The organism is Methylicorpusculum oleiharenae (assembly GCF_009828925.2).
GTDB lineage: Bacteria > Pseudomonadota > Gammaproteobacteria > Methylococcales > Methylomonadaceae > Methylicorpusculum > Methylicorpusculum oleiharenae.
In genome coordinates this window covers 1,411,887-1,426,108 of sequence record NZ_WUTY02000001.1, presented here as the reverse complement: position 1 = coordinate 1,426,108, position 14,222 = coordinate 1,411,887, and the positions used below count along the sequence as shown (strand labels likewise).

14 protein-coding genes and 5 tRNA genes are annotated in these 14,222 nt (G+C 46.5%); 4 read left to right on the top strand and 15 right to left on the bottom strand.

Annotated features, from left to right (window positions below; genetic code table 11):
- Positions 1–3: 3 nt before the first annotated feature.
- The 12 genes from secE to GO003_RS06590 all read right to left on the bottom strand — a co-directional run bounded on the left by secE (position 4) and on the right by GO003_RS06590 (position 7,046).
- Positions 4–384, bottom strand: a complete 381-nt coding sequence (gene secE / locus GO003_RS06645; RefSeq protein ID WP_159658999.1) for a preprotein translocase subunit SecE — start codon at positions 382–384, stop codon at positions 4–6.
- 39 nt (positions 385–423) lie between these two features.
- Positions 424–499, bottom strand: a tRNA-Trp gene (locus GO003_RS06640).
- A gap of 36 nt (positions 500–535) precedes the next feature.
- On the bottom strand, positions 536–1,726 hold the full coding sequence (gene tuf, locus GO003_RS06635) for an elongation factor Tu (protein WP_159658989.1): 1,191 nt from the start codon (positions 1,724–1,726) through the stop codon (positions 536–538).
- A gap of 43 nt (positions 1,727–1,769) precedes the next feature.
- Positions 1,770–1,845, bottom strand: a tRNA-Thr gene (locus GO003_RS06630).
- A gap of 18 nt (positions 1,846–1,863) precedes the next feature.
- Positions 1,864–1,937, bottom strand: a tRNA-Gly gene (locus GO003_RS06625).
- 21 nt (positions 1,938–1,958) lie between these two features.
- Positions 1,959–2,043 (bottom strand) — tRNA-Tyr (locus tag GO003_RS06620).
- A gap of 72 nt (positions 2,044–2,115) precedes the next feature.
- The gene (locus GO003_RS06615) at positions 2,116–2,721 is read right to left on the bottom strand and encodes a 50S ribosomal protein L25/general stress protein Ctc (RefSeq protein WP_159653045.1); all 606 of its coding nucleotides are present in this window, start codon (positions 2,719–2,721) and stop codon (positions 2,116–2,118) included.
- Positions 2,722–2,769: 48 nt separating this feature from the next.
- Positions 2,770–3,723 carry a ribose-phosphate diphosphokinase gene (locus GO003_RS06610; protein WP_159653047.1) on the bottom strand — a complete coding sequence of 318 codons (954 nt, stop codon included), beginning with the start codon at positions 3,721–3,723 and terminating at the stop codon, positions 2,770–2,772.
- 39 nt (positions 3,724–3,762) lie between these two features.
- Positions 3,763–3,837 (bottom strand) — tRNA-Gln (locus GO003_RS06605).
- A 27-nt stretch (positions 3,838–3,864) separates the two neighbouring features.
- Positions 3,865–4,731, bottom strand: a complete 867-nt coding sequence (ispE, locus tag GO003_RS06600) for a 4-(cytidine 5'-diphospho)-2-C-methyl-D-erythritol kinase (RefSeq protein WP_159653049.1) — start codon at positions 4,729–4,731, stop codon at positions 3,865–3,867.
- A complete protein-coding gene (gene lolB, locus GO003_RS06595) occupies positions 4,724–5,326 on the bottom strand; it encodes a lipoprotein insertase outer membrane protein LolB (RefSeq protein WP_159653051.1) in 603 nt (200 codons plus the stop codon). Before lolB ends, ispE begins: the two co-directional genes overlap by 8 nt.
- Positions 5,316–7,046, bottom strand: coding sequence for a tetratricopeptide repeat protein (locus GO003_RS06590; RefSeq protein WP_164505704.1), 1,731 nt, complete (start codon positions 7,044–7,046; stop codon positions 5,316–5,318). Before GO003_RS06590 ends, lolB begins: the two co-directional genes overlap by 11 nt.
- Before the next feature lie 245 nt (positions 7,047–7,291).
- Between GO003_RS06590 and hemA the strand changes: the two genes are divergently transcribed.
- Genes hemA through GO003_RS06570 form a run of 4 tightly spaced genes read left to right on the top strand, consistent with a single transcriptional unit; the run spans position 7,292 to position 10,933 of the window.
- Entirely contained in the window at positions 7,292–8,551 is a 1,260-nt protein-coding gene (hemA, locus tag GO003_RS06585; protein WP_159653053.1) for a glutamyl-tRNA reductase, read from the top strand.
- Positions 8,548–9,633 carry a peptide chain release factor 1 gene (gene prfA, locus GO003_RS06580; protein WP_159653055.1) on the top strand — a complete coding sequence of 362 codons (1,086 nt, stop codon included), beginning with the start codon at positions 8,548–8,550 and terminating at the stop codon, positions 9,631–9,633. The genes hemA and prfA overlap by 4 nt, the downstream gene beginning before the upstream one ends.
- Before the next feature lie 7 nt (positions 9,634–9,640).
- Positions 9,641–10,483 carry a peptide chain release factor N(5)-glutamine methyltransferase gene (gene prmC, locus GO003_RS06575; protein WP_159653057.1) on the top strand — a complete coding sequence of 281 codons (843 nt, stop codon included), beginning with the start codon at positions 9,641–9,643 and terminating at the stop codon, positions 10,481–10,483.
- A 36-nt stretch (positions 10,484–10,519) separates the two neighbouring features.
- The gene (locus GO003_RS06570) at positions 10,520–10,933 is read left to right on the top strand and encodes a Mov34/MPN/PAD-1 family protein (protein ID WP_159653059.1); all 414 of its coding nucleotides are present in this window, start codon (positions 10,520–10,522) and stop codon (positions 10,931–10,933) included.
- 72 nt (positions 10,934–11,005) lie between these two features.
- Here the strand turns inward: GO003_RS06570 and GO003_RS06565 are convergent, their stop codons facing one another.
- Genes GO003_RS06565 through ggt form a run of 3 tightly spaced genes read right to left on the bottom strand, consistent with a single transcriptional unit; the run spans position 11,006 to position 14,144 of the window.
- Positions 11,006–11,512, bottom strand: coding sequence for a DUF192 domain-containing protein (locus tag GO003_RS06565; protein ID WP_159653061.1), 507 nt, complete (start codon positions 11,510–11,512; stop codon positions 11,006–11,008).
- Positions 11,509–12,207 (bottom strand): 4'-phosphopantetheinyl transferase family protein, encoded by a 699-nt coding sequence (locus tag GO003_RS06560; RefSeq protein ID WP_159653063.1) that lies wholly within the window; start codon positions 12,205–12,207, stop codon positions 11,509–11,511. Before GO003_RS06560 ends, GO003_RS06565 begins: the two co-directional genes overlap by 4 nt.
- Positions 12,204–14,144 carry a gamma-glutamyltransferase gene (gene ggt, locus GO003_RS06555; protein ID WP_159653065.1) on the bottom strand — a complete coding sequence of 647 codons (1,941 nt, stop codon included), beginning with the start codon at positions 14,142–14,144 and terminating at the stop codon, positions 12,204–12,206. The genes GO003_RS06560 and ggt overlap by 4 nt, the downstream gene beginning before the upstream one ends.
- Positions 14,145–14,222: the final 78 nt, after the last annotated feature.

The following is a 14,222-nucleotide window of genomic DNA, read 5'->3' as shown; positions in this document are numbered from 1 at the left end:
TAACTAGACTCCTTGTCCAGTCAAAAGACGTATACCCCAAAATAAAAACATGTCGAGGACCCACAAAATAAGTCCAACTATAAAAACCATAGCAAAAACAAGCAGTGTTGTTCTTATTGTTTCTTGTCTGTTAGGCCAAACTACTTTTCTTACTTCTTGCTTGGACTCCAACATAAATGCCCAAACACCTTTCCCAATTGTTGTAGTCAGCATTAAGCCTAATGCCAATACCACCACCGCGACCAAACCTAATACACGGTAAAGTAAAGGGAAGCTAGAGAAATAATAAAAAGCCGCCAAACCTGCAATCACAAACACAAGGGACGCTACTTGCTTTACAACATCGCCCATCGAGGATGCGTTTGGTTCAACTTGTGTATTCATTATTATATTTGGTTGTTTATATTTTTATTTTCTTCTGCCTGGCAGGCCAGGAGGGAATCGAACCCCCAACCTGCGGTTTTGGAGACCGCCGCTCTGCCAATTGAGCTACTGACCTATGCAGAAAAATAAAACTTATGATTCTTTTTATTCGTTACTCGATGATTGAAGCAACGACACCCGCACCCACTGTGCGTCCACCTTCACGAATTGCAAAACGCAATCCATCTTCCATAGCGATCGGTGCTATTAGTTTGATTTCTACGGTGATATTATCGCCGGGCATTACCATTTCTACACCTTCTGGTAACTGCACTGCGCCAGTTACGTCGGTGGTTCTGAAATAGAACTGCGGACGGTAACCGTTAAAGAAGGGCGTATGACGTCCTCCTTCATCTTTCGATAATACGTAGATTTCTGAATTGAAATGCGAGTGCGGCTTGATGGTGTTTTTATGTGCCAATACTTGACCACGCTCTACATCGTCTCTTTTCGTGCCTCTTAATAACACCCCCACGTTGTCGCCTGCTTGACCTTGATCCAGCAATTTGCGGAACATTTCAACACCGGTACAGGTCGTTGTCGTGGTAGGTCTAATACCTACGATTTCTATTTCTTGACCTACTTTGATGATTCCGCGCTCTATTCTGCCGGTAACCACGGTTCCGCGGCCTGAAATAGAAAATACGTCTTCGATTGGCATCAGGAACGGCTGATCGATTGCGCGTTCTGGCTCGGGTATGTAAGTATCTAAGGCCTCTACCAATTTGATTATTGAAGGAATGCCGATTTCACTGGTATCGCCTTCCAAGGCTTTCAAGGCTGAACCGACGATCAACGGTGTATCGTCTCCTGGAAATTCGTACATATCCAACAGCTCTCTGACTTCCATCTCAACCAGCTCAACCAACTCGGCATCGTCAACCATGTCGGCTTTATTGAGATAAACCACGATGTAGGGCACACCTACCTGTCTGGCCAACAAGATATGCTCTCTGGTTTGAGGCATTGGACCATCAGCTGCTGAACAGACCAGAATCGCGCCATCCATCTGCGCAGCACCGGTAATCATGTTTTTGACATAGTCAGCATGTCCTGGGCAATCTACGTGTGCATAATGACGTGCTTCTGATTCGTATTCGACGTGTGCTGTCGCAATGGTAATACCCCGTTCACGCTCTTCAGGTGCATTATCAATCTGATCGTAGGCTTTGAAGGTGCCTCCACGCAAATCCGCCATGACTTTCGTCAATGCCGCCGTTAAGGTCGTCTTGCCATGATCGACGTGACCAATGGTTCCTACGTTTACATGGGGTTTTTTACGTTCAAATTTTTCTTTGGACATTTTTCATTCCTGAGCAATATTAAACTCTTAATTCAAAACTTACTGGAGCCCATAACCGGATTTGAACCGGTGACCTCTTCCTTACCAAGGAAGTGCTCTACCTGCTGAGCTATATGGGCCTCAAATCGGGTTGCATATGGAGCGGGTGATGGGAATCGAACCCACGCGACCAGCTTGGAAGGCTGGAGTTCTACCATTGAACTACACCCGCGTACCTTTGTTGCTTCAATGATGGTGGAGGGGGGAGGATTCGAACCTCCGAAGGCAGAGCCGGCAGATTTACAGTCTGATCCCTTTGGCCGCTCGGGAACCCCTCCGTAACCGGAAAGTCGCCAATTATTTCAATTTATTCAGCAATTGTCAACGTTTATTAAAACTTTGTACCAATCCTAAGCGGCGCCTGAATCAGATACAGTCGGCGGTATTATTGTCACAACCGACACATCAGAATCATGATCACCAGCATGAGAAAGCGCTACAAATTCTACGCCTTTCGGTGCAGCAATTTGCGAGACATGCAATGACTCACCCACATTCAGATCTTTCAAATCGACTTCAATGAACTCAGGCAGATTTTCAGGCAAGCACATAACTTCAAGATCAACCATGCTATGCATAACGACCCCGCCTTGTTTGGCACCTACAGACTTATCTTCATTAATAAAATGAATAGGTACGTGCATTTTAATCTTTTCGTTTGCACTGACTCTTAAAAAATCCAGATGAAGAATTTTGGGCTTTGCAGGGTGCCTTTGCACTGCTTTAAGCACTGCTTTTTCTTTAATGCCGCCTACAGAAATATCCAGCACATGAGAATAAACCGCCTCATGCTCAAGATGCTTTCTTACCTCGTTATGACTCAGCGTAATCATCACAGGAGATTCCGTTCCACCGTATAGTATTGCAGGAACCCTATCTTTTCTCCGCACCGATCTGGCAGCTGATGTTCCCGACAATGCACGGGGCTCTGCAACGAATTCAAATACGCTAGACATTTTTTTCTCCAAACTTGCGCTCAAAACGCATTGATATCTAAAAATTAATTAATCAACATAGAGCGAGCTGACCGACTCACCTACAGCAATGCGCCGAATAGTCTCTGCCAACATCTCTGCAACACTCAATTGACGAATCTTACCTGTTTCCTCTGCTTCACGACTCAAAGGAATAGTATCGGTTACGACCAATTCATCAAGCACTGAATTTCTTATATTACTTACTGCCGGCCCTGACAATACGGCGTGAGTGCAATATGCCACTACTTTTACCGCACCATTTTTTTTCAGGGCATCAGCGGCATGGCACAATGTGCCTGCCGTATCCACCAAATCGTCAATCAGAACACAGGTCCGACCATCCACATCACCAATGATATGCATAATCTCCGACACGTTTGCCTTTGGACGACGCTTGTCGATAATTGCCAAATCCGCATCGTCAAGGCGTTTAGCTAGCGCTCTGGCCCTGACTACTCCACCGACATCTGGCGATACTACAATTAAATCTTTATATTTTTGACGCCACACATCCCCTAAAAGCAAGGGTGACGAATAAACATTATCGACCGGAATATCAAAAAATCCCTGTATTTGATCTGCATGCAAATCCACAGTTAACACTCTGTCTGCCCCAGCTTCACCAATCATTTTTGCGACCAGTTTTGCACTGATCGGTACTCGCGCAGATCGTGATCGCCTATCCTGCCTGGCGTAACCGTAGTAAGGCATAACAGCAGTAATTCTGCATGCTGACGCTCTCTTAAAAGCATCAATCATAACCAGCAGCTCCATCAAATTTTCATTTGTCGGGGAGCAGGTTGGCTGAATGACAAAAACATCCTTACCTCTTACGTTTTCCTCTACCTCGACTGCAACCTCTCCATCACTGAACCTGCCTACCGTAGCCATTCCTAGACGCATACTGAGCTTTTTAACGATTCCTTCCGCTAAAGCTCTATTGGCATTCCCGGAAAACACCATTAACGATGCATCACTCATTCCGGCACTCCCAACTTTGATAATTGATGATAGACAATATGGCTGGGCCGCAAGGATTCGAACCTTGGTATGCGGAGATCAAAACCCCGTGCCTTACCGCTTGGCGACGGCCCATTTATATTTTGATAATACTTGCTGTCTTTATTCGTTAAGACTCAAGTACAATGGAGAACTGTTCAATCCTTTTGCAAGATACACTTGCCACTTATCTTTTAACGCTAAACAGGCTTCCGCTGCCTTGGCTTCAGATTCAAATTGAGCAAAAACACATGCACCAGTCCCTGTCAGCCTGCCTTCAGAAAACTCAGACAGATCGCGCAAAGACACACCCACTGAAGGATAGAGCTTACGAACTATTCCCAGACAATCGTTGTTGTATTGCCCAGCAAGAAAGTCGCTTATATTGATAGATTTACTGTCTCTTGTCAAATCTTTTGATATAAATATTTCTCTCGTGTTGACATGACAATCCGGCTTGAGAATAACGTACCAGGATTCCGGGATCGTTATTTCAGACAGCACCTCTCCTACACCTTCAGCCCAGGCACTTTTTCCGAAAACAAACACCGGCACATCAGCTCCGAGCTGAAGACCCAACTGCATCAGCTTTTCTTTGCTCAACCCCAATTCCCAAAGGTGATTCAAAACAACCAAAGTGGTTGCCGCATCTGAACTGCCGCCGCCTAAGCCACCACCCATAGGCAGATTTTTTTCCACATCAATAGTTACGCCACCTGTGAAACCGGTTTCATTTTTAAGTAATTTTGCCGCCCTGACCGTAAGATCCTCTTCCTCAGCAACGTCAGGCAATGTGTTTTTTAACCTGACCTCACCGTCGGATCTGGGAGTAAAAATAATCCAGTCACAAAGATCCACAAAATGAAAAACTGTTTGCAATAAGTGATATCCATCGGTCCTGCGACCAACAATCCGCAACATCAAATTTAACTTGGCCGGCGCTGGCCAGCGCATTTCCCACTTACTAGCTAAAATAGCTATATCACTCATTTATAACCCACTGATCCACAATCAACTTAAGCCTAACAGACTCATTGGTTAAAAATACTTTATGGGGCATCAAGCCCACCTCTGTTTCCTGCATAGCTTTAAAAAGAACCTGCCATCCACTTTGCATAAAACCTTGGTCAATCTCAATCAAATCAATATCAGGATCTGCCAAGCCTCTCACCCAATAGACCAATGACCTTATCGGCACATAAAAGCCCAGCTCATTAACAATCGATTCCTCATCTTGGTCCGAATATTCAACGATACTCTCGCCGTCATTAATACTCAGATTGCCGGCCTTGACCTTGATCTCCAAGCCACCTTGCCCTAAGGGGCCTGAGATTTTAATGATCCCCAGCTCACTGCTCTGCACCCAATTAAGGGAACCGGACCATGAATCATCTTTTAAAATTACCGCGATTCGCCCTTCAAAATTCCAATTGTTTAACTTTTCTGCAGCACTTCTATCTGAAAGTGCAAAATCCGACGTATCCTTTACTGTGTCCAGAGTACAACCAACTAACTGGATAAGAAATACTAAAATTATGGTTCGCTCAACGCACTTTGAAACCAGTCTCAGGCAATCACCGACCATCTAACACTCGTTTTTTAAAATCAAGCAGATATTCATCGTCCGGTGCATTTTTAATCGTCTGGTCAAAAAGACGGATTGCCTCTTTTTTTCTCCCTAATTCCCAAAGAACCTCAATCAAATGAGCGGCAATTTCATTTTCCGGCTGTAACGCATAAGCCTTTTCCAAATACTCTAATGCTTTAGTCAAATTATTCAGCTTGAACTGCAGCCATCCGTAACTATCAAGAATAACCGCCTCGTCAGGTTGCAAACTCAATGCTTTTTCAAGATATTGCTGAGCTTCTACGTACCGGGTAGTTTGATCCGCAAGCGTATATCCCAAGGCATTTAACGCACTCACATCATCAGGATGATTCACTAAAATTCTTTTCAAATCCAGCTCAAGAATATCCAGCTTCCCCATTCGCTCAGCAACCAGTGCCCGGGTATATAGCAACTCCTTTTGCTCAGGCATTTCCTGTATGGCGTCATTCAGCATCTGAAAGGCTTCTTCGTAACGCTTCTGCTCATTATAGAGCTCAGATTTCACCAATATGCCACGCACCTTCTGCTCGGTAGTTTTTACCGGCAACCCTTCCAGGCGCTTACTTGCCGAATCAAATTGGCCCTGCTTTATCAAAAGCGATATGGCCGCAATTCGGGCATCAAAACTAAAAGGACCGCTGGCTACCTTATCAAACCAAACCAACCCCTCCTCATTGCGCTCTGCTCTAACGGCTATCCGGCCGAGGTAAAAACTGGCCTGATCTTGTAATTCAGGAACCAAAACCAATTCTTTAAATACTCCCGAAGCCTTTTCATCCTGTTCCAATTGCAGATAAACCAAAGCCAAAGAAAACTTTGATTCAACATCATCAGGACTGATATCGATAATTTCACGATAAATCTGCCCGGCGCCTTCGTAATCTGAAGATTTAATCAGCAACTGTGCCAGTAATTTTCTGACTTTGACGTTTTCAGAGTCTTTCTTGCTCAGTTTGGCGAGCAGGCTTTTGGCTTTCTCAACGTCATTTGACATGACTGCAATTTGAGCCTCCAACAATAGAGCCTTGTCCCATTCAGGGTTAATATCCAACGCTTTTTTTATCTTTTGCTCGGCCAACACATGACTGTTCAACTGCATAGCCAACATTGACTGTACAAAATAAACAGCGGCCTGATCAGGTTGCTGAATGGCGACTTCTTCCATGACATCATATATAAATGCAGCATTTGCTTTAGGGCCTAAAGCCTTAAAAAGCTCCATGAGTGTCCCTTCAAAGCCTTCAGGGTCTTTTTCAAGAATTTCCAGCGCATCTGCGACAGCCGTTTTTTTATCTTCCTTTCTCAGCGCTGCAAGCAAAGAAATTTTCCTGGCCGTTAAATTATTGGGCTCTTGCTTTAGCCATAATTCAACCGCTTCTTCCGCCTTATCTGTATTTTTAGTGTAGAGTGCTATTTTTGCCGCTCTCTCCGCCAGCCTAACGTCTTTTACACGCTTTGCCGCTTCAAGATAACCTTCCAGCGCCACATCGAATTGCTCTCTTTGCCCAGCAATTTCGGCCGCGAGCAGCATATACATAACATCAGGATCAATCGCAGTTTTTGAAGCATCGAGCTCGGGAGTAATTCCGTTTTCCCCAACCGCAGCCTCCGAATCAGTGCCATTTTTTTCTGACAATGACGAACAGCCATTTAAATAAACAAGCATCAGCAGTGGAAGCAACTTATTGATCAACACACAAATATCCTATGATTTTTCAAGACAACATCTACATAATAGATTAACAGAAAACGCGATCAAACTTGACAGTTGATTTATAACGTTTGGATAAACGCGCAACATTTCTTTAAAATACCGCTCTAAGCCCATATATTTAGAATTACCTGGCCAATGGGCTTATGCTTGTAACCGCTGAGACGCATCTGATAAAGCTAAGTTCAGTCCGTATCCATTAATCATTAAGACTCTGATACTTTTGACTCATGACACTGCTAGCCGTTGGAATCAATTACAATACAGCGCCGGTTTCAATTCGCGAGCGATTGGCTTTTCCTGCCGATATTCTGGAATCATCATTACAGGATTTATGGCGATTAAATGGCATTTCCGAAGCGGCCATATTATCGACCTGCAACCGCACTGAATTTTATTGCGAATCCCCCATAGAAAACAAACAAATATTAATCGATTGGGTTGCAGATAATCGAAACATACAATCAGCCGATTTCGCCCCCTATTTATACACCCACCAGGACAGCCAGCTAATTCGTCATATGTTCCGCGTCGCATGCGGACTTGACTCCATGGTCCTGGGCGAACCTCAAATTCTGGGGCAAATGAAAACAGCTTACCAGGCAGCATCAGAAGCCGGCACGCTTGGCAAATACCTGGGCAAGTTATTTCAATACACCTTTTCAGCCGCCAAAAAGGTCAGGACAGATACGGCCATCGGATCAAGCCCGGTATCGATTGCATTTGCAGCCGTTCAACTTGCGCAGCAGATTTTTGACAAACTCAGTGAACAAACCGCTATTTTAATAGGCGCCGGAGAGACAATAGAATTAACAGCACGTCATCTTAGCCAACAAGGCATCGGTAGAATCATTATCGCAAACCGTACTTTTGACAAAGCCCACGCACTGGCAAGTCGATTTAACGGCTATGCCATTTCATTAACAGAACTCCCTACGCATTTGGCCGAAGCCGACATCGTTGTATCGTCCACCGCCAGTCAACTACCTATCCTGGGCAAAGGGAGCGTGGAAAGCGCGATCAAAAAGCGCAAACACAAACCCATGTTCATGGTCGACCTTGCTGTCCCCCGAGATATCGAAGCAGAAGTGGAACAATTGAAAGACGTTTATCTTTACACCGTCGATGATCTCCAGAATACTATTGACCAAAATATGGACAACCGCCGCCGAGCAGCGCTGCAGGCTGAAGAAATCATCGATACGGAAGTCGAGCATTTTTTGTACTGGCTAAGGGCCCAAGGCGCGCAAAACACGATCAGGGATTATCGTGTACAGGCAGAATCAATACGTGACGAAGCCCTAACCAAAACCCTTAAAATGCTTAATAACGGCCTCTCTGCTGAAGAAGCACTCAATCGTCTGGCCCATAGCCTGACCAATAAACTCATTCACACGCCCAGCACCCAAATCAGAGAAGCGGGAGCTAACGAAAGGCACGATCTGATCGCGGCCGCGCGTGAAATTTTTAAATTATCCTCAACTCAATGAAACCATCCATAGCACACCGCCTAGACAGTCTCAGCGAACGCTTTGACGAAATTACCGCCCTTCTCGCTCAACCCGAAACCCAAAGCAATCAAAATAAATTTCGCGCACTCAGCCAGGAATACTCCCAGATCAAACCCATTGTTGATTGCTATAAGAATTTCGAACAGACATTGGCTGACCTGGAATCTGCTCATGAAATGGCCAAAGACAGCGACCCTGAGTTACGGGAAATGGCTAAAGAAGAAATATCCGCCATTGATAAACAACAAGCTGCTATAGAGCAAGAGCTGCAAATTCTGTTGTTGCCCAAAGACCCCAATGACAATCGCAACATTTACCTTGAAATACGAGCCGGAACGGGGGGCGATGAAGCCGCCATTTTTTCTGGCGATCTGGCCCGCATGTATCAGCGTTTTGCAGAAAAAAAAGGCTGGAAAACCGAATCGATCAGCGAAAGCCCCGGAGATCATGGCGGTTACAAAGAGATCGTATTGCGCGTTTCAGGACAGGATGTCTACTCACAATTAAAATTTGAATCCGGCGCACACCGCGTTCAGCGGGTTCCGGAAACCGAATCGCAAGGCCGGGTGCATACCTCCGCATGTACTGTTGCGGTGATGCCCGAAGCTGAAGAAGTTGATGCTATCGATATCAACCCGGCCGATTTACGCGTAGACACATACCGCTCCTCTGGCGCAGGCGGTCAGCACATCAATAAGACGGAATCGGCTATACGGATTACCCATATCCCCAGCGGCGTTGTCGTCGAATGCCAGGACGAACGCTCCCAACATAAAAATCGCGCCCGAGCCATGTCGCTGCTGCAGTCACGTTTACTGGCCGCCGAGCAGGAAAAACTGCAATCAGAGCAAGCTCAAAACCGAAAACTGCAAGTGGGCAGCGGCGATCGTTCAGAACGCATACGCACCTACAACTTTCCTCAAGGCCGCATGACCGACCATAGGATCAATTTGACGCTCTATAAGCTCGATGAAATTATGCAAGGTTCGATGGAACAAGTCATAGAGCCTTTGATTAACGAACACCAAGCCAAGCTGTTAACGCAACTGGGCGAAGAATAAGCCGCGCATGCTTACGATAAAAAATCTACTACTCAAGGGCTTACAAACACTGCAACCAGAAGTGGATTCACCGCAGCTTGAGGCGGAAATCCTGTTAAGTTTGGCCCTAGGTAAAAATCGCTCTTATCTTAAAGCCTGGCCGGAACGCGAAGTGAGCGGCGAACAAGCCTGTTGCTTTGATCACCTGATTCATAAGCGAAGCGAAGGGACACCGATCGCTTATCTGACAGGTCAACGTGAGTTCTGGTCACGAGATTTCGCCGTCAACCCTGACGTATTGATACCCAGACCCGAAACTGAATTGTTGATCGAAGTGGCACTAACCTTGATCCCTCAGACCTCAGCGTTCAAGGTCATTGATCTGGGCACCGGCTCCGGCATTATCGCGATTACGCTTGCTGCGGAAAAACCTTTGATTGAGGTCACGGCAGTCGATAACAGTAGCAGCGCATTGAAAGTAGCCCAAATTAATGCCCGGTCCCACAAGGCTGAAAACATTACTTTCATCCAAAGTCATTGGTTCGATCAGATAAAAGGCCACTCATTTGATCTTGTTGTCAGCAATCCGCCTTATATTGCCCCGGAAGACCCGCATCTTTTGACTGGAGACGTAAGATTTGAGCCTCAAAATGCATTGATCGCCGCTAACCGCGGACTCGATGATATCGAAGCGATTGCCGGTAAAGCCTTAAGTCATCTGCAACCGCAAGGCCATTTACTGATCGAGCATGGATACAATCAGCAAAATGAAGTTCAGGCTATTTTTCGTGAATTTCATTACCAAAATATACAAACTTACCGGGACTTATCGGGCCATCCCCGGGTGACTTATGGACAACGGCAGTCTTAATCACCGGCACACTTCACTTTATAAGGTTTTAAAACTATGCAACTCTTAGAAATTGCCATTCCACGAAAAATAACCAACCAGCTGCTGCATTTGGCGCAGCTTTCCCCAGATTCCGAAATATGCGGTCTTATCAGCAGCCACCAGGGCATAGCCCATCAATGTTACCCCATTGCCAATGCGGCAGAACACCCTGCCGATAAATTCCTTATGGAACCGGGGCAGCAAATTAATGCCATGCAGAACATACGAGAAAAAGGCGGGGAATTGTTTGCCATTTATCATTCTCATCCCAAAGCGCCAGCGCAACCGTCTGCAACTGATTTGGCGATGTCGGCTTATCCGGATACTCTCAATTTGATCATTTCGCTGAATACCAAAGGCGTTCTCGAAATGCGTGGCTTCAGGATCATTGACCAACAGGCACGGGAAGTGCCGTTGATACTGTCATAGTTAACCTGTCAGTCTCTCTCATAAGCCCCAAAAATCCCTGACACCCTCATGCCTTAGCGGCGTCAGCGCTAATTATTGTTTAATGGTTACCCTCACAGGATCACCTTGCCTGATATTCCAGCGTTCGGCATAGCCGGCATTAACCTCCAGCATATAACGCGCGGGAAGACCGGAATCATAGACATCACAGTCTTCATTGACACACGGGGATACATGAGGCAGCAGCGAAACGACTCTGCCCGCTGAGGAAATAAACAAAATATCCAGCGGCAACAACGTGTTTTTCATCCAAACACCGCGCAGCTGATCGTCAGAAAATACAAACAACATGCCTTTATCCGCCTCCAGATCATCCCTGAACATCAATCCTCTGGCCCTGGCTTCTTCGCTGGCGGCCACTTCCACTTCCAGCAAACGCCCCTGTGTTCCAAAGTTTACAAGCCCTTGCCCCAGCGGGGCCGGTTTATAGCCTTCTGCGGAGGCGCATTTAAAAACCAAAACGAACACCAAAGTCACAAGAGGGATAAGGCTTCCTGAAAAACGTGGGATTAATACTTGTCTGAAATTAAGACTTATCATAACCATTGCCTAATATTGAGAATAACGTGCTGCTTATTATGAACCAATGAACAACAAACCTGTTGATCTGCCAAATCAACAGCGGCGATCTGCCATTGAAAAGCGGGGGCGTATTGAACCGGTAAGCGTAACCACTGAAACGGCTGTCGCGTATCAATGACACAACGATCAAGACCTAACGCAATGCCTCGCCCTACCGCTTTGACAAACGCTTCCTTAGCCGTCCATAGCCGGTAAAACCCAATCAACTGCTGATCCTGGTTTAACGCCTGCCAATAAGTCTGCTCTTCTGCTGCAAAACACCGACTAGCCAAGCCCTGCAGATTATTTCTGGGCTTGATCGCTTCTACATCCACGCCTATGTCACAATTCCGGGATACCGCAACGACCAAACAATTAGCCGAATGCGATACATTGAACGCCAGTTCCGGATCGTTGATCAAAAAAGGTTTGCCGTATTGTCCTTTGGCGAATTTAAGAGCGGCGGGTGCTTCGTCCAAATACTGCGCCAAAATTTGCCGCCGCTTGGCCTGCATTTGTACATAGTTTGCCCTGAGACTCGGCTGCTTAAAATTTAGCAGGTTGGCGCGCTGAGCTTCATCCAGAATCGACTCATAATAAGGATTGGCAATATCAGTTGCCTCCAGAGGCACCCGCCACAGATCCACTTCGGAATCAGCTAAAATCCGGCTCATTCGTTACGTGTCAAAGACAAACCCTCGCCACGCGGGTCGCTGGCTGCATCAAATTGCCGGGTAGCTTTATCAAATTGCACGACCTGCATGTCTCCATATTGATAAGGTGCTTGCTTAACCGCATGCCCTAGCCGGGTCAAGCCTTCTATTTCAGTCAGACTCAACCCACCCGCTTCATATTGAATGACATCCGGCAAATATTGGTGATGAAAGCGGGGGACGCTGACCCACGATTGAGGCCCTTTACCTTCCGCAATATCCAGTACCGCCAGCAACACCATGGAAATGATGCGGCTCCCGCCCGGCGTGCCTATCACAGCCACTTTATGCTCGTCCTCGACAAATGAAGGCGCCATACTCGACAACATCCGTTTGCCGGGCTCTATGGCATTGGCCGCGCCTCCCACCAGACCATAGACATTCATGGCGCCCGGCAAACTGACAAAATCATCCATTTCATCATTCAGCAACACGCCGGTTCCATCCGCCACAAAAGCTGCACCGAAAGGGTAATTGATGCTGAGGGTTGCAGCCACGCGATTGCCTTCTGTATCCATAATTGAAAAATGTGTGGTATTGTCGCCGCCCGATTGGCCGCTCATTTCTCCGGCAAGCAGGCTGCTGGCCAAGGCTTTATCCGGTCTGAGCGAAACCCTGAGCCCCGCAGCATAGTCAGGATTGATCAATCGAGCAACCGGCACATCGATAAAATCAGGGTCCCCCAAATACATGGCCCTATCCCTGTAACTGCGCCGCATCGCTTCAACAATCAAATGCTTTCTCGTCGTCGAATCGGGCTTGGCCAAATCGTATTCACTTAGAATATTTAACGACTCGATGAGCCCTATTCCGCCCGATGACGGCAATGAAGCACTGGTAATGCGTAGACCATGAAAACGGCCTCTCACTGGAGCACGCTCAATGACCCGGTAGTTATTCAGGTCTTCTTGCTGCCAAATACCGCCACTGGATTTGACTGATTGAAGTAATTTTTCTGCAACTACGCCGGAATAAAATCCATCTCTGCCAAATTGCGCCAATCGCTCCAAGGTATACGCCAGTTCCGGCTGTTTTAAAATCCAGCCTTTTTTAGGCACTTGGCCGCCATCTAGAAAAATTGCCGCTGCCGTTTCTGATGTTTGTAATTCCTTAAGCCTAAACGTCACCAATTTGCGGTATTTATCACCGACCGGAAAACCTTCCCGTGCATAACGTATAGCGGGTTTTAAAGATTCAGATAAAGGCAGTTGACCATAATGTTCCGCCAAATGCGCCAATGCGGCGGGCACCCCCGGAATACCTGCCGAAAGGGCTCCAGTGATAGACAGGCCTAGTATTACTTTGCTGTCTTTATTCAGAAACATTGCTTTATGCGCTGCCAAAGGTGCTTTTTCACGCCCGTCCAGCATCGTTTCAAAGCCGTCACGTGCTCTATGCAACAACCAGAAACCGCCGCCGCCCAAGCCCGAACCCGAGGGTTCAACAACTGCCAATGCAGCACTGACTGCAACCGCCGCATCAAACGCATTGCCTCCTTGATCGATCACGTCCCTTCCGGCCTGTGTTGCCAGAGGATGTGCGCTCGCTATCGCCAGATTTGAAGCCTGGGCGTAAGCAAAAGGCTGCCAGCCCAAAACGATAAACCCAAAAATAGCAAAAATAAGGCCATAGGTTTTTACGGTAAACCGTGTTTTTACCGTCCGGCTTTGCGGGACAGCAGAAGCTAACAAGCCACCTCCTATCTGATAGAAAAAACGTCTGATTTTCAGAAAGTGCGAGGTGTTTGGCAAGGATGTCGGCAGCAGGGATGCTGCCGCCAAGCCCCCATGAACAGGTTCACGGCAGTCTTCGACAAACACTCCCGCACCTTTAAATAAAGTCGAACGATTTTTAAGTATGAAAGGAGTAATATTCAGTAATATCTTTTTTTCGAGCATGTCGCATCGGCTCCTGAAACCTGACCTTTTATCAGCCGTACAGTTGATAAAATGAATGATATGATTTGTTTATTACAT

Bases quoted from the DNA above. Each gene is read 5' to 3' on its own strand.
- secE (WP_159658999.1), bottom strand. From the start codon at position 384: ATGAATACACAAGTTGAACCAAACGCATCCTCGATGGGCGATGTTGTA.
- tuf (WP_159658989.1), bottom strand. From the start codon at position 1,726: ATGTCCAAAGAAAAATTTGAACGTAAAAAACCCCATGTAAACGTAGGA.
- GO003_RS06615 (WP_159653045.1), bottom strand. From the start codon at position 2,721: ATGTCTAGCGTATTTGAATTCGTTGCAGAGCCCCGTGCATTGTCGGGA.
- GO003_RS06610 (WP_159653047.1), bottom strand. From the start codon at position 3,723: ATGAGTGATGCATCGTTAATGGTGTTTTCCGGGAATGCCAATAGAGCT.
- ispE (WP_159653049.1), bottom strand. From the start codon at position 4,731: ATGAGTGATATAGCTATTTTAGCTAGTAAGTGGGAAATGCGCTGGCCA.
- lolB (WP_159653051.1), bottom strand. From the start codon at position 5,326: ATGGTCGGTGATTGCCTGAGACTGGTTTCAAAGTGCGTTGAGCGAACC.
- hemA (WP_159653053.1), top strand. From the start codon at position 7,292: ATGACACTGCTAGCCGTTGGAATCAATTACAATACAGCGCCGGTTTCA.
- prfA (WP_159653055.1), top strand. From the start codon at position 8,548: ATGAAACCATCCATAGCACACCGCCTAGACAGTCTCAGCGAACGCTTT.
- prmC (WP_159653057.1), top strand. From the start codon at position 9,641: ATGCTTACGATAAAAAATCTACTACTCAAGGGCTTACAAACACTGCAA.
- GO003_RS06570 (WP_159653059.1), top strand. From the start codon at position 10,520: ATGCAACTCTTAGAAATTGCCATTCCACGAAAAATAACCAACCAGCTG.
- GO003_RS06565 (WP_159653061.1), bottom strand. From the start codon at position 11,512: ATGATAAGTCTTAATTTCAGACAAGTATTAATCCCACGTTTTTCAGGA.
- GO003_RS06560 (WP_159653063.1), bottom strand. From the start codon at position 12,207: ATGAGCCGGATTTTAGCTGATTCCGAAGTGGATCTGTGGCGGGTGCCT.
- ggt (WP_159653065.1), bottom strand. From the start codon at position 14,144: ATGCTCGAAAAAAAGATATTACTGAATATTACTCCTTTCATACTTAAA.